This window comes from Aliiroseovarius sp. PTFE2010 (genome assembly GCF_049943335.1).
In the GTDB taxonomy this organism is placed as follows: Bacteria; Pseudomonadota; Alphaproteobacteria; order Rhodobacterales; family Rhodobacteraceae; genus JBNFVY01.
In genome coordinates this window covers 76,711-99,203 of the sequence record NZ_JBNFVY010000010.1, presented here as the reverse complement: position 1 = coordinate 99,203, position 22,493 = coordinate 76,711, and the positions used below count along the sequence as shown (strand labels likewise).

16 protein-coding genes are annotated in these 22,493 nt (G+C 60.7%); 7 read left to right on the top strand and 9 right to left on the bottom strand.

Going from position 1 to position 22,493, the window contains the following annotated elements; all coding sequences use genetic code 11:
* Positions 1–50 precede the first annotated feature (50 nt).
* Genes ACP2AV_RS13005 through xdhA form a run of 7 tightly spaced genes read right to left on the bottom strand, consistent with a single transcriptional unit; the run spans position 51 to position 9,464 of the window.
* Complete coding sequence (locus ACP2AV_RS13005) at positions 51–1,136, bottom strand: BMP family ABC transporter substrate-binding protein (protein ID WP_426373188.1); 1,086 nt, start codon at positions 1,134–1,136, stop codon at positions 51–53.
* A gap of 37 nt (positions 1,137–1,173) precedes the next feature.
* The gene (locus ACP2AV_RS13000; protein WP_426373187.1) at positions 1,174–2,058 is read right to left on the bottom strand and encodes an ABC transporter permease; all 885 of its coding nucleotides are present in this window, start codon (positions 2,056–2,058) and stop codon (positions 1,174–1,176) included.
* 38 nt (positions 2,059–2,096) lie between these two features.
* Positions 2,097–3,182, bottom strand: coding sequence for an ABC transporter permease (locus ACP2AV_RS12995; RefSeq protein WP_426373186.1), 1,086 nt, complete (start codon positions 3,180–3,182; stop codon positions 2,097–2,099).
* Positions 3,183–3,221: 39 nt separating this feature from the next.
* On the bottom strand, positions 3,222–4,739 hold the full coding sequence (locus ACP2AV_RS12990; protein WP_426373185.1) for an ABC transporter ATP-binding protein: 1,518 nt from the start codon (positions 4,737–4,739) through the stop codon (positions 3,222–3,224).
* The gene (gene xdhC, locus ACP2AV_RS12985) at positions 4,736–5,656 is read right to left on the bottom strand and encodes a xanthine dehydrogenase accessory protein XdhC (protein WP_426373184.1); all 921 of its coding nucleotides are present in this window, start codon (positions 5,654–5,656) and stop codon (positions 4,736–4,738) included. The genes ACP2AV_RS12990 and xdhC overlap by 4 nt, the downstream gene beginning before the upstream one ends.
* Entirely contained in the window at positions 5,653–8,058 is a 2,406-nt protein-coding gene (gene xdhB, locus ACP2AV_RS12980; RefSeq protein ID WP_426373183.1) for a xanthine dehydrogenase molybdopterin binding subunit, read from the bottom strand. Before xdhB ends, xdhC begins: the two co-directional genes overlap by 4 nt.
* On the bottom strand, positions 8,055–9,464 hold the full coding sequence (gene xdhA, locus ACP2AV_RS12975) for a xanthine dehydrogenase small subunit (RefSeq protein WP_426373182.1): 1,410 nt from the start codon (positions 9,462–9,464) through the stop codon (positions 8,055–8,057). The genes xdhB and xdhA overlap by 4 nt, the downstream gene beginning before the upstream one ends.
* 536 nt (positions 9,465–10,000) lie before the next feature.
* Here xdhA and dnaE point away from each other — a divergent pair.
* Together dnaE and ACP2AV_RS12965 are read left to right on the top strand one after the other, a co-directional pair.
* The gene (dnaE, locus tag ACP2AV_RS12970) at positions 10,001–13,507 is read left to right on the top strand and encodes a DNA polymerase III subunit alpha (RefSeq protein ID WP_426373181.1); all 3,507 of its coding nucleotides are present in this window, start codon (positions 10,001–10,003) and stop codon (positions 13,505–13,507) included.
* A 95-nt stretch (positions 13,508–13,602) separates the two neighbouring features.
* Entirely contained in the window at positions 13,603–14,523 is a 921-nt protein-coding gene (locus ACP2AV_RS12965) for a hypothetical protein (protein ID WP_426373180.1), read from the top strand.
* Here the strand turns inward: ACP2AV_RS12965 and ACP2AV_RS12960 are convergent, their stop codons facing one another.
* Positions 14,524–14,733: a SlyX family protein gene (locus ACP2AV_RS12960; RefSeq protein WP_426373179.1), complete on the bottom strand. Its 210-nt coding sequence runs from the start codon at positions 14,731–14,733 to the stop codon at positions 14,524–14,526.
* 130 nt (positions 14,734–14,863) lie between these two features.
* Here ACP2AV_RS12960 and hisS point away from each other — a divergent pair, with 130 nt between their 5' ends.
* From hisS to hisG, 3 genes are read left to right on the top strand one after another with little or no spacing between them, the layout of a single operon-like run.
* On the top strand, positions 14,864–16,354 hold the full coding sequence (hisS, locus tag ACP2AV_RS12955) for a histidine--tRNA ligase (protein WP_426373178.1): 1,491 nt from the start codon (positions 14,864–14,866) through the stop codon (positions 16,352–16,354).
* On the top strand, positions 16,354–17,442 hold the full coding sequence (locus ACP2AV_RS12950) for an ATP phosphoribosyltransferase regulatory subunit (protein WP_426373177.1): 1,089 nt from the start codon (positions 16,354–16,356) through the stop codon (positions 17,440–17,442). Before hisS ends, ACP2AV_RS12950 begins: the two co-directional genes overlap by 1 nt.
* Positions 17,439–18,137, top strand: coding sequence for an ATP phosphoribosyltransferase (gene hisG, locus ACP2AV_RS12945; RefSeq protein ID WP_426373175.1), 699 nt, complete (start codon positions 17,439–17,441; stop codon positions 18,135–18,137). The genes ACP2AV_RS12950 and hisG overlap by 4 nt, the downstream gene beginning before the upstream one ends.
* On the opposite strand, the gene ACP2AV_RS12940 is transcribed toward hisG, so the two are convergent.
* Entirely contained in the window at positions 18,134–18,556 is a 423-nt protein-coding gene (locus ACP2AV_RS12940) for a DUF1489 family protein (protein ID WP_426373174.1), read from the bottom strand. The two genes, hisG and ACP2AV_RS12940, sit on opposite strands and share 4 nt — an antisense overlap.
* Positions 18,557–18,675: 119 nt before the next feature.
* On the opposite strand from ACP2AV_RS12940, the gene ACP2AV_RS12935 reads away from it, so the two are divergent.
* Together ACP2AV_RS12935 and ACP2AV_RS12930 are read left to right on the top strand one after the other, a co-directional pair.
* Entirely contained in the window at positions 18,676–20,958 is a 2,283-nt protein-coding gene (locus tag ACP2AV_RS12935; protein WP_426373173.1) for an adenosylcobalamin-dependent ribonucleoside-diphosphate reductase, read from the top strand.
* Positions 20,959–21,512: 554 nt separating this feature from the next.
* Entirely contained in the window at positions 21,513–22,493 is a 981-nt protein-coding gene (locus tag ACP2AV_RS12930) for a TRAP transporter substrate-binding protein (protein ID WP_426373172.1), read from the top strand.

Genomic DNA, 22,493 nt, shown 5'->3' with positions numbered 1-22,493 from the left:
TTGTCCCCGCGCCGCTGCCTGTCAGTGTTTCAAAGATACGTCCCGCCCGGTCAGTTCGGAATGTCGCCGGTCAGGCCTTCGACGTAAAAATTCATCCCCAGAAGAGTGCCGTCGTCGGCAACTTCGCCTTCGGCCAGCCAGGCGCTGCCGTCCTGCTTGTTCAGTGGCCCGGTGAAAGGATGATATTCGCCCGAGGCGATCTTGCTCTTCAGCTCTAGTGCAGCGGCCTTCACGTCTTGCGGAACGGCATCCGAAATTTCGCCAATGCCGACCATGCCCGGCCCGATGCCGTCCCAGGTGTCCGTGCTTTCCCATGTGCCGTCCATGACGGCCTTCACGCGCTCGATGTAGTAGGGCGCCCAGTTGTCGATGATCGACGAAACGCGCGGCTGAGGCGCGTATTCGGCCATGTCAGACGCCTGGCCAAAGGTGATCACGTTGCCGGCCTTCTGTGCCGCGGCCTGGGGCGCCGTGGAATCAGTGTGCTGCAAGATCACGTCTGCCCCTTGTTCGATCAGCGCCTGGGCCGCGTCGGCTTCTTTTGCCGGATCGAACCATGTGTAGGCCCAGACCACACTGAATTCGATATCCGGGTTCACTTTCTTGGCGTGGATGTAGGCGCTGTTGATGCCGCGGATCACCTCGGGAATGGGGAAGGATCCGATGTAGCCGATCTTGTTGGATTTGGTCATGTGCCCGGCGATCGTGCCCTGCACCGCGCGCCCTTCGTAAAAGCGGGCCGAATAGGTGCTGACGTTGTCGGCGCGCTTGAAGCCTGTGGCGTGCTCGAACTTTACGTCCGGGAACTTGGCTGCGACGTTGATCGTCGGGTCCATGTAGCCGAAGGATGTCGTAAAGATGATGTCAGCGCCTGACAGTGCCATCTGCGTCAGCGCGCGTTCGGCATCGGCGCCTTCGGGCACGTTTTCCTGGTAGACTGTTTCAACCGCATCGCCGAATTCTTCCTCGACCGCCAATCGCCCCTGGTTGTGTTCATAGGTCCAGCCGCCATCGCCGACGGGGCCCACATAGATGAAGCCGGCCTTGACCGTGCCGCCGTGGCTTTCGGCGAAGGACGCGCCGGTTGTTATGGCAAGAGCCGAGGCCGCGGCCGCGAGCAGAGTTCTGCGTTTCATGATTGATCTCCCAGATGCAGACAGGTTTGGTTTGGCCTCATTGCGAGGCATGGAAAATCCGGCCGAGCGCCGCAGGGGCGTCCGAGCCCCGTTTGCGCCGGGCGGAAATGATGACGAGGACCAGTATCGTGATGATATATGGAGACATCGACAGCAACGCGACCGGGACCTTGGCGCCCGCGGCCTGCAGGTTCAATTGCAGCACCGTGATGCCGCCGAAAAGGTAAGCACCGATCAGAACTCGCCATGCCTTCCAGCTTGCAAAGACGACGATGGCCAGCGCAATCCAGCCAGCGCCGGCGGTCATGCCTTCGGTCCATTGCGGAACGCGGATCAAGCTGATGCAGGCGCCCCCCAGCCCGGCGCAGGCCCCGCCAAAGGCAATAGCGGCCAGACGAATGCGCACCACTTTGTAACCAAGCGCATGCGCCGCATCGTGGCTTTCGCCAACAGCGCGCAGGATCAGACCGGCCCGCGTGTATTTCAGCGTCGCCCAGACAGCCGCGACCAAGGCAAGCGAAAGATAAACCATCACGTTGTGCTGGAACAGGATCGGTCCCAGCACTGGTATGTCGCCCAACAGCGGGATGTGCAGATCAGCAGTGGGGGGTGGTTTGATACCCACATAGTCCTGCCCCATCAGCGCCGATATTCCCAGCCCGACCATGGTCAGCGCCAAGCCGGTTGCCACCTGGTTCGACAGCAGGATCTGTGTCAGCACCCCGAACAATTGGCTGAGCAAGGCCCCACCAACCGCCGCGGCCACAAAGCCGAGCGCCGGTGATCCGGTTTCTACGGCCGTCGCAAAGCCACAGATCGCACCGGTGATCATCATGCCTTCGACGCCCAGGTTCAAAATGCCCGCGCGCTCGACCACCATTTCGCCAATGGCGGCCAGCAAGATCGGCGTTGACGCAACCATTAGCGCCGCAAGCAAGAGAATTGGATCGATCGAGCCCATCAGGTGACCTCTCGTTTGCCAACGCGGATGCGGTAATTTGCCAGCACGTCAAAGCCCAGCAGGAAAAACAGCAGCATCCCCTGGAACAGTTGGATCGCGGCAGATGGCAGGCCCAGCATGAACTGCGCCAGTTCCCCACCGATGTAGGTCAGGGCCATCAAAAGACCCGCCAGCAGGATGCCAAAGGGATTCAGGCGGCCAAGAAAAGCCACGATGATCGCGGTAAACCCGTAGCCCGAGTTGAAATCGATGCTGATCTGGCCTGCTGGTCCCGCAACCTCGAACAACCCCGCCATGCCGGCCAATGCGCCCGAGGTGCCAAGACAGAACAGGATCAGTCGTGCCGGATTTACCCCGGCAAAGCGCGCAGCGCGCGGTGCGTCACCGGCGACACGAATATGAAATCCGCGCATGTGGCGTGCAAACAGGACATAGGCAAAGATCACTGCGATCATGGCCGCTACCACGCCCCAGTGCATCCCTGTGTTCGCCATCAGCTCCAGGTTCGCGGCCGACGGGTACTGCTGCAGATTGCGGCTGCCGGGAAAGCCACCCCCGTCTGGGTTGCGCATCAGCCCGAGGGCCATCGACGCCAGTAGTTGTTCGGCAACGTATACAAGTAGCAGAGAAACCAGAATTTCGTTGGTGTTGAACCTGACCTTGAGAATGGCCGGGATCATCGCCCAGGCCCAGCCCCCGAGCGCCCCGGCAGCGACCATGAGTGGGAAAACCAGACGGCTTTCCATGGGGTAGAGCGCCAGCGCGACACCGGCCCCGCAAATCGCCCCAATGATATACTGGCCTTCGGCCCCAATGTTCCAAACCCCGGCCCGGAACCCTACCGACAGGCCGATTGCGATCAGGATCAGCGGGCCGGCCTTGACCAGCAATTGGGGGCGCGAATAGCTGGCGAACTGTTCGGAAAATAGCGGGTCCCAAAAGATTGTTCGGATCGCTTCGAACGGATCCTTGCCCAGAAACGCAAACAGCGCGCCGCCCGCGATCATCGTCGCCAGCACGGCGACCAAAGGTGTCGCGTATTGCCAGAACCGCGACGGGTTGGGCCGTTTTTCCAGCGCAATCACAGGTGCCGCTCCGATTTCCGGGGGGCATTGATTCGCAGATCAGACATCCGCCGCCTCCATGTCGTGGGCACCGCCCATCATCAACCCGACCTGGTCCACGGTCAGCTCGCGCGTCAGACGTGCGGGCGACAGGCGGCCTTCGGTCAGGGCCGCGAACCGGTCGGAAATCTCCATCAGCTCGTCCAGATCCTGGCTGATGACGATCACGCCGGCACCATCGGCCGCCAGATCCATGAGCGACTGTCGGATCGCGGCAGCCGCCGACGCGTCAACGCCCCAGGTCGGCTGATTGACGACCAGAACGACCGGGTCTTGCATCACTTCGCGCCCAATGACGAATTTCTGAAGGTTCCCCCCGGACAGCGCGCGTGCGGCAACTTCGGTGCCGGGCGTGCGCACATCGAAACGGTCGATGATTGCCTGGGTGAAAGCGCGGGTGGCAGTCCAATTCACAAAGCTGTTCTTCTGCAGCGATTTTCGGCTGGACCCCGTCAGCAGAGCGTTTTCTGTCAGTGTCATGTCCGGTGCGGCGGCATGGCCCAGCCGTTCTTCGGGCGCGGTCAAAAGCCCGGCGCGGCGGCGCGCATCGGGGCCTTTGTCGCCCACGGATTGCCCCACAAAGCAGATCGCATCCGCGCGTGCCCGCGTTTCACCCGAAAGCGCACCAAGCAATTCGTCCTGACCGTTTCCGGCCACGCCCCCGATGCCCAGAATTTCGCCCGCGCGCAGTTCCAGCGACACATCTTTGAGCGTAGTGCCGAATTCAGCGACCGGCGCCTGCGTCAATTCAGAAACGCTCAGCAATACATCGCCCGGAACGGCCGTATCGCGCGACGGGGTGTGCAGGCTTGTGCCCACCATCAGTTCGGCCATCTCGCGCGCCGTCGTCGCACGCGGGATGCATTTGCCGACCACCTTGCCCAAACGCAGGACGGTCGCATGGTCGCACAAGGTTCGGATTTCTTCGAGCTTGTGGCTGATATAAAGAATGGCCGTGCCTTCGGCTTTGAGCTTTCGCAGGGTCTGGAACAGGATGTCGACCTCTTGCGGGGTCAGAACACTGGTCGGTTCATCCATGATCAGCAGTTTAGGATCCTGCAACAGGCAGCGAATGATTTCGACCCGCTGGCATTCGCCGGCAGACAGATCACCAACGGTCCGCGAGGGATCCAATGGCAAGCCGTAGGTCTGGCTGACATCGCGGATCGCTTGGGCCAACTTCCCCATCGGCGGCGGGTTTTCCATGCCCAGGGCCACGTTTTCGGCCACGTTCAAAGCGTCGAACAATGAAAAATGCTGGAAGACCATGGCGACGCCCGATTTGCGCGCTTCGGACGGCGTAGAGGGGGCAAAGCCGTGACCCATCATCGTCATCGTGCCAGCATCTGGCTTGACCAAGCCGTATATCATTTTGACCAGCGTGGACTTGCCCGCGCCGTTTTCCCCGAGCAGGGCGTGCACCTCACCGGGTTGAATGCGAAATGATACATCGTCGTTCGCTACGACACCGGGATAGGCCTTGGTCAGCCCATTGAGAGTAAGCAAAGCTGTCGTCAAATTGCGATGCCCCTGGTCGCTGCAGTTGTCCCTGCCGATGACAGTAGGGCGGCTGCGACGCCAATCGCAATGGCTTGCGGGTGCTTGCCAAGCGATTTTTGACCAATTGGGCAGCAAATGCGCAAAATCTGTGCGTCAGAGTGGCCCAGGTTCGCCAGCCGGTTGCGGAAACGGGCCCATTTGGTGTCCGAGCCGATCAAGCCACAAAAGGCGAACGGCTGTTGCAGGATCGTATGGCACAGGTCCAGGTCGATTTGATGGGAAAAGGTCAGGATCAGATGCTGCGCATCGTCCGGCGCGTGGCGCGCGGCCATGCACGGGTCTGCGGCCGGCACCACTGTGACACCTTTCGCAACACTGTCGGGAAACCGGTTCATCCCTGTATCGACCCATGTGATGTCAAACTCTGGCAGTGGCGACAGGGTTGCCACCAGGGCGCGTCCGACATGGCCGGCGCCATAAATCCACAGCGGGGTTTGTGGCGCGGCAAAAGGTTCGATCATCCAGCCTTCAATCAGTTGAGGGGCAAGGCGCGTGCCCTGGCCCCGCGCCTCGGCCAGCAACTTTCGAACCGCCAACGGCATGTCGCCCGGACCGCGGGCAAACACGTTGCCCTTGGGGGCCTGCGTGAATTGTTCCGTCAACAAGGTCACCGACCCACCACAGCATTGCCCCAAAGACGGACCCAGCGGATGGCGGGTCACCCCATGACGGTCGAATGCCATCGCAGCGGCCTCATATTCCAGGGCCCCGCCACCGATCGTGCCGGACTGTTCCAGCCCGTTTTCGGTTTTCCAAACCAGCATCGATGCGCCGACCTCGCGCGGGGCTGATCCGCGGACATCGGCGACAACCACGCGGGCCACTTTGTTATGGATGGCCAGTGCGTGGGACAGTTCTTGGCGGTCAAAGCTCATGCGCGCGCGCGTCCCACGGCGGCAAGTACGGCTTCTGGCGTCGCAGGGGCCTGCAGGTCCGGGTAGTTTGGCCCGCAGGATGCGCAAGCATCCGACAGCGCGAGAAATGCGGAAATCCCCAGCATGAACGGCGGCTCTCCCACGGCCTTGGATCTGTAAATGGTGTCTTCGCGGTTTTCAGCGTGCCACAGATCTACGTTGAATATGCGCGGTCGGTCCGAACAGGCGGGGATCTTGTAGGTACTGGGGGCATGGGTTCGCAGGCGCCCCTTGTCATCCCACACCAGTTCTTCGGTCGTCAGCCAACCCGCGCCCTGAACGAACCCGCCTTCGATCTGGCCTATGTCTATCGCGGGGTTCAGGGACGCGCCGCAATCATGCAGGATATCGGTGCGCAGGATCCTGTTTTCGCCGGTCAACGTGTCAATGATCACCTCGGTCACTGCGGCGCCATAAGAAAAATAGAAGAATGGGCGGCCTTTACCGCGCAGCCGGTCCCATTCGATCTTTGGGGTCTTGTAGAACCCCGTTGCTGACAGGCTGACACGATTTTCATAGGCCAACTTGGCGGCATCGGCGAACGACATCGTTTGGGTGCCGACGTGCACTTTCCCGTCCTGGAAGGTGATATCGGTGGTCTGGTAGCGTTCGGCCAGAAGCATTTCCATGCGCAGACGGATTTCGTCGCAGGCCAGTTTGACGGCCATGCCATTCAAATCCGATCCACTAGAGGCGGCGGTGGCCGACGTGTTCGGGACCTTTGCGGTGTCGGTGGCCGTGATACGGATGGCGTCAACCGCAACGCCAAAGCTGCTTGCCGCCACCTGCGCCACTTTCTGGAACAGACCTTGGCCCATTTCGGTGCCGCCATGGTTCATCGCGATTGAGCCGTCCTGGTACACATGCACCAACGCTCCGGCCTGGTTCAGGTGGGTCAAAGTAAACGAGATGCCGAATTTGACAGGCGTAAACGCGAGTCCGCGCTTCAGGATGGGGTTTTCGTCGTTCCACACTTGGATCGCGGATTTGCGGGCCGCATAGTCGCTGGTTTTTAACAGCCTGGGGGTCATGGCGCGCAGAATGAAGTCTTCGACCTCTTGCCCAAACGGTGTGGTCTGCAGCGACGTTCCGGTGCGTTCCAGCGCCATGCCATCCGGCTTTTTGCTTGCGACCTTGCCGGTTGCCCCGCGTGAGGCAAGATCACCCGTTCCGCCGGCGCGATGGTCGATCGGCGATCCCGGTCGGGCGTGCGGGTCCTCCATTTCGCGGTAGTAGTTGGCCTGCCGCACGGCGGCGGGATCGCGCCCAAGGTGATGGGCGATGTGATCCAGAACCCGTTCAATTCCCAGCATGCCCTGTGGGCCACCGAAGCCGCGAAAGGCGGTGGCCGACTGGGTGTGCGTGCGCAAGCGGTGGCTTTCGATCCGCGCATTGGGCAGGTGATAGGCGTTGTCCGCGTGCAGCATTGCCCGATCGGCCACGGCGAGCGACAGGTCCTGCGCCCAACCGCATCGCGCATATTGGCGGAAGTCGACCGCCTCGATGTGGCCGTCGCCATCAAAGCCAACGTCATAGTCTATGCGAAAGTCATGGCGTTTGCCCGTGATGACCATGTCGTCGTCGCGATCATAGCGCATCTTGCACGGCTTGCCTGTGGCGCGGGCAGCAAGGGCGCAGGCGATGGCCAGCCAGTTGCCCTGACTTTCCTTGCCGCCAAAGCCGCCCCCCATGCGCCGGGTTTCCACACGCACCGCGTGCATCGGGACATGTAGGGCGTGGGCGACCTTATGCTGGATTTCCGTGGGGTGCTGGGTCGAGCTATGCACCAGCATATCCCCGTTTTCCTGCGGAACAGCCAGCGCTGCCTGGCCTTCAAGGTAAAAGTGTTCCTGCCCGCCCATGTAGAGCGTCCCTTCGATGCGATGTACCGATCCGGCCAGGGCTTTGCCCGCATCGCCCTTGGTCCAGGTGACAGGCGGTTCAAAACCATCCTTACCCGCCGCAATGGCTTGATCGATGGTTAGGATTGGCTGGTGTTCGGTGCAATCGATGCGCCCCAGACGGGCCGCTTTGCGCGCGGCCAAGTGGCTGTCTGCGATCACCAAAAAGACCGGCTGGCCCAAAAATCGGATTTCTTTGCCGGTTAAAAGCGGTTCGTCCCCGATGGATGGCGAACAGTCCGGCACGGAGTCCAGATCGGCCGCCGACCACGCTGCGATGACACCCGGCGCGGCGCGCACCTGTGACAGATCAACGGCTTGCAATTCACCGTGCGCAACGTCCGACAGGCCAAACGCCAGATGTAACGTACCGCTCTGGGTCGGAATATCGTCGATGTAGCGGGCCGCCCCGGTTACATGCAGGACAGCCGCGTCGTGGGGCAGCGGTTTGGCGACACTCATGGCAGAACCTCCAAAAGGTAGGTACGTTTGCCTGCCAGGTCGGCCAGATACCGAACCAGCATATTCTGTGCCGTCTGCATCCGGTAGCCCGCACTGGCGCGCATGTCGGTCATCGGCGCAAAGTCCTGCTCCCACGTGTCGGATATTCCGTGCAACGGGTCGTCTATGGCGCGGTTTGCAAGGAAAGCTTCGACGGCGTGCGTGCGTTTCGGCGTTCCCGCCATGCCGCCAAACGCGATCCGCGCGCCCGTGATCCGTCCGTTTTCTACCGCAAGGTTGAAGCAGCCACAGACGGCAGAAATATCCTGATCGAACCGTTTGGACAGTTTGTAACAGCGCAGGCCTGGCGCGTGGCGCGGCACGGTAACAGCTTCGACGAATTCGCCCGGTTGGCGATCCTGTTTGCCGTAGTCAACAAAGAAGTCTTCCAGCGCGATGGTGCGTCGCTCGGCTCCCTTGCGCAGGTGCAATTGTGCGCCCAAGGCGATCAGCGCAGGCGGACTGTCCCCGATGGGCGATCCGTTGGCGATGTTGCCGCCCACCGTGGCCGCGGCACGGATCTGCGGTGACGCGAAACGGCGCAAAAGCTCGGCCAGCGATGGGTGATAGGGGGCAAGCGCCCTGCGCGCATCTTCGACGGAGGCCATGCTGCCGATCCGAATGTCGTCCGAGATTTCGATTGTCTTCAGGTCACGGCATCCGTTGAGAAAGGCGACCGGCGCCAGGTCACGCAGTTGTTTGGTGACCCAGAGGCCCACATCCGTCGCCCCCGCGATCAGGGTCGCGTCAGGGTGCGCTTCATACCATGCGGCCAGTTCGTCGGCACTTGCGGGGCGGGCAAAGGGGCCCTGATCTTTACTGGTCGGCTTCGATTGTTCTGCGACTGACTGCAGCGACGCCTGGTAATCCGCGGCCGCCGCAGCTTCGGCCTGTAACCAGGCGGGCGGCGGCACTTGCGCTGCGGCCTGTGCGGCGCGGACAATCGGCGCATAGCCTGTGCAGCGGCACAGATTGCCGGCCAAGGCGTCGTCGTGATTGGTCGCCTTGTTCAGGTGCGCGGCCGCCATCGTGGTGACAAAACCGGGCGTGCAAAACCCGCATTGCGAGCCATGATGGTCCACCATAGCCTGCTGTACGGGGTGCAAGACACCGTCTTGTGCAAGGCCTTCGACGGTTCTTACGGTCTTGCCGTGCAGCTGTGGCAGGAACAGGATGCACGCGTTCAGCGGGCTGACGCCATCGCGATCCATGACCATGACAGTGCACGCGCCGCAGTCGCCTTCGTTGCAGCCTTCTTTGGTTCCGGCCAGCCCGCGGTCTTCGCGCAGCCAATCGAGCAGCGTTCGCGTCGGGGAAGGGTCGCGCAGTTCCACGGTCTCACCGTTGAGGCGAAAGACGATCTGCATGCATAAATGTCCGCCACTGTCTGTCGCGTTGTCCGGTCCCACCCGATGTGGCGTAAAGCGGGATCGGCTTCACCCAGCAAACCGCTGGTTGTTCAGTTTGGCAAGGGCTTGAGCCTGTGCGCTGCCTAATTTTGGGCCAAAAGGTCAAAAAACGGTCGGGTTGACGGTGGTGATCTGCTCTGGCGAGGCATCCCGGTCACGGCGACATGGCGGAAGGGGCGGCGCGATGAACCGGGCCGCGCTGATTCTGACAGGGTTTGTGGCCCCTGCTGCGGCAGGGTTTACTTGGGGGCGGGCAGGGGGTTTGCAGCGGTGCTGTGGCCCGGGTTGATTGGCGCGAAGGCTTGGGCCCCGGCGATGAACTGGCAGGCGTAGTGCGCCCCGTTTCGCGACGCTCGGCCATGTCTGGTCTGGTGGCGTGTCCAAGGTTTATTTCCCCTCAGGAATAACCGCTTACCAAGAACCCTCTCGCTAAATTTGCCCCGCAGCAGCTTTCGCCATTCCATCCGGCTGGGGCTTTGGCTAGCTTACGGCCCATGTCGGCAGGCCCACGTTTCATACATCTTCGCGTTCACACGGAATATTCCCTTTTGGAAGGGGCGGTTCGGGTCAAGAAACTGCCCGGAATGTGCGAATCTGCCGAAATGCCGGCCGTCGCGATCACCGACACGAACAACATGTTCGCAGCGCTGGAATTTTCAGTCACCGCCAGCGGGGCGGGGGTGCAACCTATCGTCGGGTGCCAGGTCGATGTGGAATATGACCCTGCCGCACCCGGTGAAAAGACCCGCGATCCGGCCCCGGTTGTGCTGCTGGCACAGTCTGAGGCGGGCTACGAAAACCTGATGCGGCTGAACACCTGCCTCTATATCGACAAGAATGGGCAATTGCCGCAGGTGACCTTGGACGAACTGGAAGAGTTTTCGGAAGGGCTGATCTGCCTGACTGGCGGTCCCGACGGCCCGGTTGGCCGACTGCTGCGGGCCGGACAGCGGCCCAAGGCCGAAGCCCTGCTGGGGCGGCTTGCCGCAACATATGGTGACAGGCTCTATGTCGAACTTCAGCGCCACCCCGGCGAAGGCGGTCAACTGACCGAGGCCGAGCAAGCCACCGAACGCGGCCACGTCGAAATGGCCTATGCGATGGACCTGCCACTGGTGGCAACCAACGATGTCTATTTCCCCAAGCAAGAGATGTACGAGGCGCACGACGCGCTGATCTGCATTGCCGAAGGGGCCTATGTCGACCAGCAGGAAGCGCGCCGCCGCCTGACCCCGCAGCATTACTTCAAGAGTCAGGCGGAAATGGTGACCCTGTTTGCCGACCTGCCCGAAGCGGTTCAAAACACGGTCGAAATCGCCAAGCGTTGCGCCTTTCAAACCTATCGCCGCGATCCGATCCTACCCAAGTTCGCCGACGATGAGGTGACCGAATTGCGCCGCGTGGCCAACGAAGGTCTGCAAGCACGGCTGGCTGTCATCCCGCACGCGGCATCGGTCGAAGAATACCAGAGCCGATTGGACTTCGAGCTGGGCATCATCGAGGACATGGGCTTTCCAGGCTATTTCCTGATCGTGGCTGACTTCATCCAATGGGCCAAGGACAATGACATCCCGGTCGGGCCGGGTCGCGGGTCGGGCGCGGGTAGCCTGGTCGCCTATGCGTTGACGATCACCGACCTTGATCCTCTGCGCTACAGCCTGCTGTTCGAACGTTTTCTGAACCCCGAGCGGGTTTCGATGCCCGACTTTGACATCGACTTTTGCATGGATCGGCGCGAAGAGGTGATCCGTTATGTGCAAGAGAAATACGGTCGCGACAAGGTCGGCCAGATCATTACTTTCGGCGCGCTTCTGTCCAAGGCTGCGGTCCGAGACATCGGGCGGGTGTTGCAGATGCCCTATGGACAGGTGGACCGCCTGTCGAAAATGATCCCCGTCGAAGGGGTCAAGCCCGTCAGCATCGAACAGGCGCTTGCGCAGGAGGACCGCCTGCGCGACGAGGCGCGGGCAGAAGAGGTCGTGGACCGGCTGCTGAAATACGGCATGCAGGTCGAAGGGCTGTTGCGCAACGCGTCTACCCACGCGGCGGGCGTCGTGATCGGGGACCGTCCTTTGGACCGGTTGGTGCCGCTTTATCAGGACCCGCGTTCGGATATGCCCGCAACGCAATTCAATATGAAGTGGGTCGAGCAGGCCGGGCTGGTCAAGTTCGACTTTCTGGGTCTCAAGACGTTGACGGTGATCCAAAACGCGATGGACCTGATTTTCAAATCGGGCCGACCGCTGCATATCGCGGCTGATGGTACCCGGCTCTATGATCCACCCGAGCGCGCCGAAAACCAGATCAACGCGATCCCGCTGGATGACAAAAAGACATACGATCTGTATTCCGCTGCCAAGACCGTGGCCGTGTTCCAGGTGGAATCCACCGGCATGATGGATGCGCTTCGGCGCATGAAACCTACCTGCATCGAGGACATCGTGGCGCTGGTGGCGCTCTATCGTCCCGGCCCGATGGAGAACATTCCCACCTATTGCGAGGTCAAGAATGGCCAGCGCGAAATTGAATCCGTCCACCCGCTGATTGACCATATTCTTGAGGAAACCCAAGGGATTATCGTCTATCAAGAGCAGGTGATGCAAATTGCGCAGGTCATGGCTGGTTACAGCCTGGGCGGTGCTGACCTGTTGCGCCGCGCCATGGGCAAGAAGATCAAAGAGGCGATGGATGCTGAGCGCCCCAAATTCGAAAAGGGCGCTGCGGAAAACGGGGTAGACAAGAAGAAAGCCAGCGAAGTTTTCGATCTTCTCGAGAAATTCGCCAACTACGGCTTCAACAAGTCGCACGCCGCTGCCTATGCGGTGGTCAGCTATCAAACCGGCTGGCTCAAGGCGAACCACCCGGTCGAGTTCATGGGCGGCGTCATGAACTGCGATATCCACCTGACCGACAAGCTGGCGATCTATTTCGAAGAGGTGAAAAAGCGTCTGCAGCTGCCCTATGTCCCGCCTTGCGTAAACCGCAGCCAGGCCACGTTCGACGTGGTCGACGGAGCGCTGGTCTATGCGCTGGGCGCGCTCAAGAATGTTGGCGTCGAAGCGATGAAGCTGGTGGTCGAAGGGCGCGGCGACAAACCATTTGCAACGCTGTTCGATTTCGCACGGCGGGTCGATCTCAAGCGGATCGGCAAGCGCCCGATGGAGATGCTGGCCCGGTCGGGTGCTTTCGATCAACTTGACGGAAATCGGCGCCGCGTGTTCGAGGCGATCGAGCCGCTAATGCTTTATTCCGGCGCGATCTTCGAACAAAAGGCATCGAATCAGGTATCGCTCTTTGGCGAAGCCGGCGAAGACCTGCCCGAGCCGCGATTGCCGCAGGTGAATGATTGGTTGCCAGCCGAGCGTTTGGCCGAGGAATTCAAGGCCATCGGGTTTTACCTGTCCGGGCATCCGTTGGACGATTACCTTCCGGCGCTCAAGCGCAAGCAGGTGATCACCCTGGCCGAACTCGAGCAGAAAGTGGCCGTATCCGGGGCCTGTATCGCAAAGCTAGGCGGCACCGTGGCCGGTCGCCAAGAGCGTAAATCGGCCAAGGGGAACCGGTTCGCATTTGCGCAACTATCCGACCCCACCGGCGCCTACGAAGTGACGATCTTCTCGGACACGCTTGAAGCCTGCCGCGATCATCTTGAAACCGGGGCCAACGTGGTTGTTACCGTCGAGGCGACATATGAGGCCGAGCAGTTGAAACTGCTGGCCCGGTCTGTTGCGCCGATTGACAGTGTCGTGGCCGATGCCGGCGTCACCGGTTTGCGCATATTTCTGGACGAACAAGAGGCGATCGGACCGGTTGCGCAACTGCTTCAAGAAGCAGGCGCCGGGGCCCGAAAAGCCGCGCGCGCGCCAGTTCGCTTGTGCCTGTTGGACCCGGGCCTGATGGGCGAGGTCGAGGTCGATCTGGGCGAAGAATTCGTTATCAACCCACAAATCAAGGCCGCGGTGAAGTCTCTGGACGGTGTCTTGACTGTCGAGGATTTTTAGTGACCCGAGCCATTTTTTCTCTTGTCTTTGCAGCGACCCTCGCTGCGTGTGGGGCGTCCTCTTTCAGCGATGGCGACTTGCCCGAAGGGGTGGTCATGTCAGAAGACGCAACGCCGGAAGAGCGCGCGGCGCTCTTGGCGGCGGTTGCCGAACTGGAAGGGGAAACCGGACAGGCAGCGCCTGCGACCGGGCCCCGGCGGGGGCTGTTCGCATTCTTGCGCCCTGAACCGGATGCGCCATCCAGCACCCCGGATGGGCCCCCTGGCCCGCAGTTGCCGGACGAAACGCTCTATGAAAGCGAGCCTCAGAAATCCAATTCAGGCTTTCTGGCATTTCTTCGTGGCGGCCCGCCAAACGACGCCATCGCAAACGATCAGACCGTAGCCGAAGCGCCCGAAGAGGTTGGCGTGGCGTCAGACCTGGCCCAAGACCCCCCCGCATCTGCGCCAACGCAGGGGGGATTGCGCGGGTTCTTTGCGGCGCGCGCGCCCACCCGCGCGCCCACCAATGCCGCCGAAGGCGAACTGAGCGAACCTGCCGCGCCCGGCCAGACCCTGCAGTTCGGCGAGGTCGCCGAGGTCTGCGATCTGCCGCGGCGCGAGATGGGTACCGAGGTCGATACCTACCCTTCGGACGGCCGCACGATGTATAGGCTATATGACACAGACCCCTCGTCGACCGGTCTGCGCACGCAGTACATTATTGGCCTGAAGCGCGGATGCGCCTTGCAGGTCACCGCGTCGCTTGTGCTGTTTGGCAGCCCGGCCGCACATGAAATCCACCGTTTCGGCGCCGCCATGAAAGGCGTGCCCTTTTCAGACACAGACAAGGCCTACGAACAGATCAAGGCCCGGATTTGCAACGTCGGCCACGGTCAGCCGTGCAAGGGATCTGGCGTCGATCGGATGGGGCGAAAAGTGGCCTTCGTGTCGGTCTATCGCCAGTTCGGTCAACCCACTGGCTGGCTTGAGCTGATGCTGGCAGACGGGCGGCTGGTCAGCAAGAACATGCGCTGATCACCAGTGCGGCGGGCGTTGATCGGCGATCACTTCGGTCCCGCTGCCGGCCGCTTCGCGTTCGGCTTCCCGTTCCATCAGCAGCCCGATCCGGCGCGTTGCCTTTTCCAAGGCGATCTCTTGCCGGGCTACGACGTCTGACAAATCGTCAACCGTGCGGGTCAGATGCGCGACCTGCTCTTCAAGTGCTGTGATGCGGTCTTCGGACATATGGGCCTCCGGGTTTGGCGAAACATATAGATCCATTTAGGATCATTGCGTCGCCGAGTTAAGGGCCTGCTTGCCCCGCGTGGCCCCATCGGCTAGGACGCACCCGACGTTTGCAGGCAGGAATAGCCCCATGGCCAAGCAGAAAAAACAGCCGCGCCCCAAGGCCGCGACCCCGAAAGGGTTCCGCGACTACTTCGGTGCCGAAGTGACCGCCCGCAAGGCGATGCTGGATCGGATTGCGCAGGTCTACCATCTCTATGGATTCGATGCCTTGGAAACCAGCGCGGTCGAAACGGTCGAGGCATTGGGCAAGTTCCTGCCCGACGTCGACCGCCCGAACGCGGGCGTCTTTGCCTGGCAAGAGGATGACAGCGATTGGCTGGCTCTGCGCTACGATATGACCGCCCCCCTGGCCCGTGTCGCTGCGCAGTATCGAAACGATCTGCCATCGCCCTATCGGCGCTATGCCATGGGCCCCGTCTGGCGCAACGAAAAGCCAGGGCCGGGGCGGTTTCGACAATTTTATCAATGCGATGCAGACACGGTGGGGGCGCCGTCGGTCGCCGCAGATGCCGAAATTTGCGCCATGCTGGCGGATGTCTTCGACAAGTTGGGGCTTGGCGGCGACTACATCGTGCGGGTGAACAATCGAAAGGTCCTGAACGGGGTGATGGAAACGGCGGGCATCCTTGACCCCGCTGATCCCGACAAGTTCGAAAAGGAACGCGGCATTGTTCTGCGTGCCATCGACAAGTTCGACAAGTTTGGAGAAGTTGGCGTGCGTCTTCTCATGGGGCCGGGCAGAAAGGATGACAGCGGGGATTTCACCGAAGGGGCCGGGCTGAGCGACGCGCAGTGCGACATCGTGATGGGGTTCATGCAGGCCAAACGCGATAGCGGCGCGGAAACCTGCAGCCGGCTGCGCGACCTGGTCGTGGGATCGGCCGTCGGATCCGAAGGCGTGGCTGAACTGGAACAGATTGCCGCTCTTCTAGATGCACAGGGCTATGGCCCTGACCGCATTGTGATCGATCCGTCGGTCGTGCGCGGTCTGGGGTACTATACCGGTCCGGTTTACGAGGCCGAGCTGACCTTTGAAATCACCGACGAAAAAGGCCGCCCGCGCCAGTTTGGCAGCGTGGCAGGCGGCGGGCGCTATGACGATCTGGTCAAACGCTTTACCGGGCAGGCGGTCCCTGCAACGGGCGTCAGCATCGGTGTCGACCGCTTGCTTGCGGCGCTACAGATGAGGGGCAGGACCACCAGCGCGCAGCAGGGACCGGTCGTCGTGACCGTCATGGACAAGGGCCGCATGGCCGACTACCAAATCATGGTGTCCGAACTGCGCGCAGCGGGCATCCGGGCAGAGGTGTACTTGGGCAACCCCAAAAACTTTGGCAACCAGTTGAAATACGCTGACAAGCGCAATAGCCCCGTCGCCATCATCGAAGGCGGCGACGAAAAAGAAAGCGGCGTTGTGCAGATCAAGGACCTGATCCTTGGCGCCAAGATCGCCGAAAATGCCACGCTCGAAGAATGGAAAGAGCGCCCCAGCCAATACGAAGTGCCGCGTGACCAGATGGTTGCGAAAGTGCGCGAGATCATCGAAAGCCACGCCTGATGCCCAACAAGGCTGACATTCGGGCCGAGGCCGCGCGTATTCTCTCGGGTTTCGAAAATGCTGGCGCAGCGCCGGTGGATACCGATTTGCTGCTGCCCGCCAGCACTCTGCTTGATCTATATGGCGAGGATATTCGCGCGCGCGCCTACACCGTGTCCGACCCGGTTCGGGGGGAATTGATGCTGCGCCCGGACTTTACGGTCCCGGTCGTGCAGATGCACATGGCCAATGGCGCCGATCCGGCCCGCTATGCCTACGCGGGCGAAGTGTTCCGCCGCCAAGAGGATCTGTCGGGCCGGGCCAACGAATACATCCAGGTCGGCTACGAGGTGTTCGACCGCACCGATCCTGCCGCGGCTGACGCTGAAGTGTTTGCCCTGATTTCGGCGCAGCTTGCGCCGATGGGTCTGCACCCCACCACTGGCGACATCGGTATCCTGATCGCGGCCGTCCAGGGCCTGCGCTGTTCGGAAAACCGCCGCAACGCCCTGATGCGTCACCTGTGGCGCCCACGCCGGTTCCGCGCGCTGCTCGAACGGTTCGGGGGGCGTACCCCGATGCCGGCCCGCCGGGCTGATCTTTTGTCTCAGGCCGATCCCTTTGATCAGTCCGGACCGGACAACGGCCTGCGAAGCCGCGCTGAGGTGGCCGCGCGGCTTGACGCGCTGCGGGCCGATGCCGCCGAAGACCCGATTGGCGCTGGCGAAGTGGATTTGATCGAAGACATCCTGACCCTGCGCGAAACATGCGACAACGCCCTGTCGCAACTACGCGACTTTGCGGTGGATATGCCGGCCATTGCGCAAGCGGTGGATGGGCTTGGGCGACGCTTGAACGCCATGGCAAATCGCGGGATCGATATATCCTCTCTTGATTTCGAGGCGACTTTTGGCCGCTCGAACATGGAATATTATGATGGCTTTGTTTTCGGCTTTCACGCGCCGGGGCGTCCTGATCTGCCCCCCATTGCCACCGGCGGGCGCTATGATGCCCTGACCCGAGTTCTGGGCGAGGGCCGTGAAATTCCGGCGGTCGGTGCCGTCATCCGTCCTGGCCTGATACTTGAGTTGCAGGAGGCCCGGTCATGACCATCAAACTGGGCGTGCCGTCCAAGGGACGGCTTATGGAAAAAACCTTTGATTGGTTCGCGCAACGTGGCGTGATCTTGCGGCGGACCGGCGGCGAGCGCGAATATGCCGGGGCTGTCGAAGGGATCGAGGGCGTCGATCTGGTGTTGCTCAGCGCCGGTGAAATCCCACGTGAACTGGCGGCGGGGCGCATTCACCTCGGGGTCACGGGCAGCGATTTGGTCCGCGACAAGTTGATCGGGTGGGATCAACAGGTCGCCGAGCTTGCCACTTTGGGTTTCGGCCACGCCGACCTGATCATCGCGGTGCCGACCGGCTGGGTCGATGTCGACACAACGGACGACCTGGATGCGGTCGCGGCGCAATTCCGGCGCACGCACGGTTTCCGCCTGCGCATCGCGACCAAGTATCACCACCTCGTGCGCGAGTTTCTGCAAGAACGTGGCGTGGCGGATTATCAGCTGGTCGACAGTCAGGGCGCAACGGAAGGGACGGTCAAGAACGAAACCGCCGAGGCGATCGCTGACATCACCTCGACCGGCGATACCCTGCGCGCCAACCACTTGAAAATTCTGGACGACGGTCTGATCCATCAGAGCCAGGCGACGTTGTTCAAGAGCCGCAAGGCCGATTGGTCAGGAAATTCGCGCGCCACGCTCAACGCGCTCTGCGCCAAGCTGAATATAGACGACTAGACCAAGCCGATTTCCGCCAGCGCCTGCGCCATCTCCGGGGGCAGGTCGCTGTCTGACGCACGGGCTTTTGGCAAATCGCGGGGGCTGTCTTCGGGAAGTAGATAGCGCCAGCCCTGAAATGGTCGGCGCGCGGCGTTCTCAGTTCGGATCAGGTTCGCGTCCAGCACGATATTACATCGCCGAATTCCATCTGGGCCAATCACCTCGTCCAGCCGAAGCACCCTTTGGCGGGCTTGTATCACGCCCTTGATGACCCAATAGAGCGAGCCGCCGTTCAGCAATTGCGCTTCTTTCTTGGGCCGCATGCGTGTGGTGTGCGCGCGTTCGCGCCCGCCACTGGCTGCAATCCAAGCGGCAAGATCTTCGACGCTGTTCGCGCCGACGCATAGCTTTACAAGGTTGATAACCGAGTTATCCACAGAGTCGCTCCTAAATTTCATAAATATTGTAGCGCATCGACCCGCAGCTTCAATGTCTTGTGCGCCAGCGGTGATTTCGGCTACCTTACGGGCCTTCACCACGACTGGGAATCGACACCATGACTGCCTTTGCCGCACCCATTGCCGAGCAAATCTGGGACATGAAATACCGTTTCAAGCACTCCGATGGCACGCCGATCGACCTGACGGTCGAAGATACGTGGCGCCGGATCGCCCGCGCGCTTGCCTCGGTCGAAAAAGATCCAGACAAGTGGGAAGCAGAATTCTACGGGGCGTTGTCCGATTTCAAATTCCTGCCCGCCGGGCGGATCACCGCCGGCGCCGGCACCGAGCGCAGCGTGACCCTGTTCAATTGCTTTGTCATGGGCACGATTCCCGACAGCATGGGCGGCATTTTCGACATGCTGAAAGAGGCCGCGCTAACCATGCAGCAGGGCGGTGGGATCGGCTATGACTTCAGTACCATCCGGCCCAAGGGCGCGGATGTGAAGGGCGTGGCGGCGGATGCCTCGGGCCCGCTGTCCTTTATGGATGTGTGGGATTCGATGTGTCGCACGATCATGTCGGCCGGGTCCCGCCGCGGCGCGATGATGGCGACCATGCGCTGCGATCATCCGGACGTACTGGATTTCATCAGCGCCAAGCAGGATGCAGCGCGGTTGCGCATGTTCAACCTGTCGGTTTTGGTGACCGATCCATTCATGGAAGCGGTCAAAACCGATGGCCCATGGGATCTGGTCTTTGACGGTAAGGTGTATCACACGATCCAGGCACGCGAACTTTGGAATCGGATCATGCGGGCGACATACGACTACGCCGAGCCGGGCGTGATTTTTATCGACCGTATCAACCAGATGAACAATCTGAACTACGCCGAAACCATCGCGGCCACGAACCCTTGCGGCGAACAGCCTCTGCCGCCCTATGGCGCGTGCCTGCTGGGATCGATCAATCTTGCGCGGTTGGTGACGGATCCGTTCGAAGATGCCGCCGCGCTGGACGAAGCGGCACTGGAAGATCTGGTCGCAACCGCTGTGCGGATGATGGACAACACAGTCGATGCCTCGCGCTTTCCGCTTGAGGCGCAGGCCGATGAGGCGGCCAAGAAACGCCGGATCGGGCTGGGCGTGACGGGGTTGGCCGATGCGCTGCTGATGGTGGGGCTGCGCTATGGCTCGGAAGAGGCGGCGCGTCAGACCGAAGATTGGTTGCACGCGATCGCCCGCGCCGCTTACCGCGCTTCGGCGCATCTGGCGGCCGAAAAAGGCGCGTTCCCGCTTTTTGACGCTGACAAGTATTTGGCCAGTGAATCGCTTGCGCATATGGATGATGAGGTAAGAGGGCTCATTCGTCAAAATGGCATTCGAAATGCGCTTCTGACCTCGATTGCGCCAACCGGCACGATCAGCCTTTATGCGGGGAACGTGTCCAGCGGGATCGAGCCCGTCTTTGCCTACAGCTATACCCGAAAAGTCCTTCAGAAGGACGGCTCGCGCACCGAAGAAACCGTCGCGGACTATGCGGTTAACCTGTTTCGCGAAAAGTTCGGTGATAAAGACCTGCCTGACTACTTCGTCAACGCCCAGACCTTGAGCCCGCTTGAGCATGTCCGCATGCAAGCGGCAGCACAGAAGTGGGTGGATTCGTCGATTTCCAAGACGATCAACTGCCCTGAAGACATCAGCTTTGAAGACTTCAAGGACGTCTACATGGCCGCGTGGGATCAGGGCTGCAAAGGCTGCACGACCTACCGGCCCAATGATGTCACCGGCAGCGTGTTGAGCTTGACCGACGAGAAAGACTCAGCGCAGGCCGAAAAGATCGACGTGGTGAACGTGGAAGATCCGACACCCCACGGCGACGTGGTCTATATGACCGAGCCGCTGGACCGGCCGCATGAACTGGAAGGCCAGACCTACAAGCTTAAATGGCCCGACAGCGAACATGCCATCTACATCACAATCAACGACATCGTGGTCGGTGGGCACCGCCGCCCGTTCGAAGTGTTCATCAATTCAAAAAACATGGAGCATTTTGCCTGGACCGTGGCCCTGACCCGCATGATCTCGGCGGTGTTCCGGCGCGGGGGCGATGTGTCATTCGTGGTTGAAGAGATGAAGGCTGTGTTTGACCCCCGTGGCGGGGCTTGGATGCAGGGCAAGTACATTCCGTCAATCCTGGCCGCAATCGGTGGCGTGATTGAGCGGCACATGATCAGCATCGGATTCATCGAAGGCGAAGGCATGGGGCTCAAATCCGATCCGCAGGCAGACCTTGCACAAGCGCGTGGCAAAGCCTGCACATCCTGCGGCAGCTACGAGATGCGTATGATCGAAGGCTGCATGACCTGCGCAAATTGCGGCTATTCCAAGTGTGGCTGAAAGGATCGGAAAGGATGTGTGTGTCGCGACAAAGCCCCGAGACCGGCGCGCCGCCCGCTGCTTATATAAGGATCGCTACAATCTAGCCGTCACTAGATCGTCCGTTCTTCATTCAATAATCCCCTCAGCTAATTTGCCGAGAAAATTCTACTTTTGATTACCGCAAATTTTTGCGGGGATTGCCGCGAATGAAGGCTTCGACGGTGTTCGACGCCGTGAAAAACATGCCAGCAGCGTTATCGTTGCTTTCTGCTGAACACTCACGCCCGCTAAGGTTGAAATCCCTGCGCAGAGAATTTTTCAATCGCCATTTTTGTATGCAACAGGCAAAAATATTACCTAGTTGTATACAATTTAGGGCGTAACCCTTCCTGCATTCAGTCCAAAGCTTGCCCCATTAGCAATGGCGCAAATAGCGTTTTTGAGTATCAAACCCGCTTGCTAGGAGACTACTCATGGATCGTCGCCGTTTTATCGCTGCAGGGGCCGGATTGGCTGCCGCGCCCCTCGCTGCACCCTCAGTTGCACGTGCTCAAACAACCTTTTCCTGGAAGATGACCAACGCCTACGGGCCAGGATCGCCATTCTATGTGGAAGGCCCGGGCAGCCCTATGGATTTTTGCGAAAAGGTGGCTGAAATGTCCGGGGGTCGGTTGACCATTCAGCACTTTGCGGCGGGCGAGTTGATCCCCGCTTTGGAAGGGTTTGATGCAGTGCGGTCCGGGGCGGTGGAAATGAATGCCGCCAACGCCTATTTCTGGGCAGGCCGTCTTCCTGCGGCGCAGTATTTCACCACTGTTCCGTTTGGCATGAACTTTCAGGGCACCAATGCCTGGCTGTATCACGGCGGTGGTCAAGAGCTGTGGGATGAGTTGTACGAACCGCTTGGCCTGAAGGCGTTGCCAATGGGCAATACCGGGGTGCAAATGACCGGGTGGTTCCGCGATCCGATTGAAACGGTCGCAGATTTTGACGGATTGAAAATGCGGATCCCCGGGTTGGCGGGCAAGGTCTATGCTGATCTTGGCGTTGATGTCCAACTGCTCCCTGGGGGTGAAATTTTTCCAGCGCTTGAACGGGGCGTCATTGATGCGGCGGAATTTGTAGGCCCGTATCAGGATCGACGTCTTGGTCTGCAAAATGCCGCAAAATACTATTACACAACCGGCTGGCACGAGCCCTCTAACACGACCGAGCTTTTGATCGGCAAAGCCGCATGGGACAGCCTGCCCGCGGATCTGCAGGCCATAGTGTCCACCGCCGCCATGGCTAGCAATTTGGAAAGCCACACCTGGTCTGAGGCGAACAATGCCTCAGCGCTCAAGGATCTGGTGGATAACGAAGGCGTCATCGCCAACGTATTGCCAGAAGAGGTCGTTGCCGAATTAAAAACCGTGACCGAACGGGTTCTTGAAGAAGGCGCTGCCGCCGATCCGGCGACCCGCAAGGTTCATGATGCCTACATGGCGTTTAAAGCTGAACACGGTGCATGGGCCGATGTGTCGGAAGCGCCCCTGTTCAAGATGCCAAGCTAA

What these genes read in the sequence shown, in the direction of transcription:
- hisS (WP_426373178.1), top strand. Translation starts at nt 14,864, where the DNA reads ATGGCCAAGCAGAAAAAACAGCCGCGCCCCAAGGCCGCGACCCCGAAA.
- dnaE (WP_426373181.1), top strand. Translation starts at nt 10,001, where the DNA reads ATGTCGGCAGGCCCACGTTTCATACATCTTCGCGTTCACACGGAATAT.
- ACP2AV_RS12930 (WP_426373172.1), top strand. Translation starts at nt 21,513, where the DNA reads ATGACCAACGCCTACGGGCCAGGATCGCCATTCTATGTGGAAGGCCCG.
- ACP2AV_RS12965 (WP_426373180.1), top strand. Translation starts at nt 13,603, where the DNA reads ATGTCAGAAGACGCAACGCCGGAAGAGCGCGCGGCGCTCTTGGCGGCG.
- ACP2AV_RS12960 (WP_426373179.1), bottom strand. Translation starts at nt 14,733, where the DNA reads ATGTCCGAAGACCGCATCACAGCACTTGAAGAGCAGGTCGCGCATCTG.
- hisG (WP_426373175.1), top strand. Translation starts at nt 17,439, where the DNA reads ATGACCATCAAACTGGGCGTGCCGTCCAAGGGACGGCTTATGGAAAAA.
- xdhC (WP_426373184.1), bottom strand. Translation starts at nt 5,656, where the DNA reads ATGAGCTTTGACCGCCAAGAACTGTCCCACGCACTGGCCATCCATAAC.
- xdhA (WP_426373182.1), bottom strand. Translation starts at nt 9,464, where the DNA reads ATGCAGATCGTCTTTCGCCTCAACGGTGAGACCGTGGAACTGCGCGAC.
- ACP2AV_RS13005 (WP_426373188.1), bottom strand. Translation starts at nt 1,136, where the DNA reads ATGAAACGCAGAACTCTGCTCGCGGCCGCGGCCTCGGCTCTTGCCATA.
- ACP2AV_RS12935 (WP_426373173.1), top strand. Translation starts at nt 18,676, where the DNA reads ATGACTGCCTTTGCCGCACCCATTGCCGAGCAAATCTGGGACATGAAA.
- xdhB (WP_426373183.1), bottom strand. Translation starts at nt 8,058, where the DNA reads ATGAGTGTCGCCAAACCGCTGCCCCACGACGCGGCTGTCCTGCATGTA.
- ACP2AV_RS12950 (WP_426373177.1), top strand. Translation starts at nt 16,354, where the DNA reads ATGCCCAACAAGGCTGACATTCGGGCCGAGGCCGCGCGTATTCTCTCG.
- ACP2AV_RS13000 (WP_426373187.1), bottom strand. Translation starts at nt 2,058, where the DNA reads ATGGTTGCGTCAACGCCGATCTTGCTGGCCGCCATTGGCGAAATGGTG.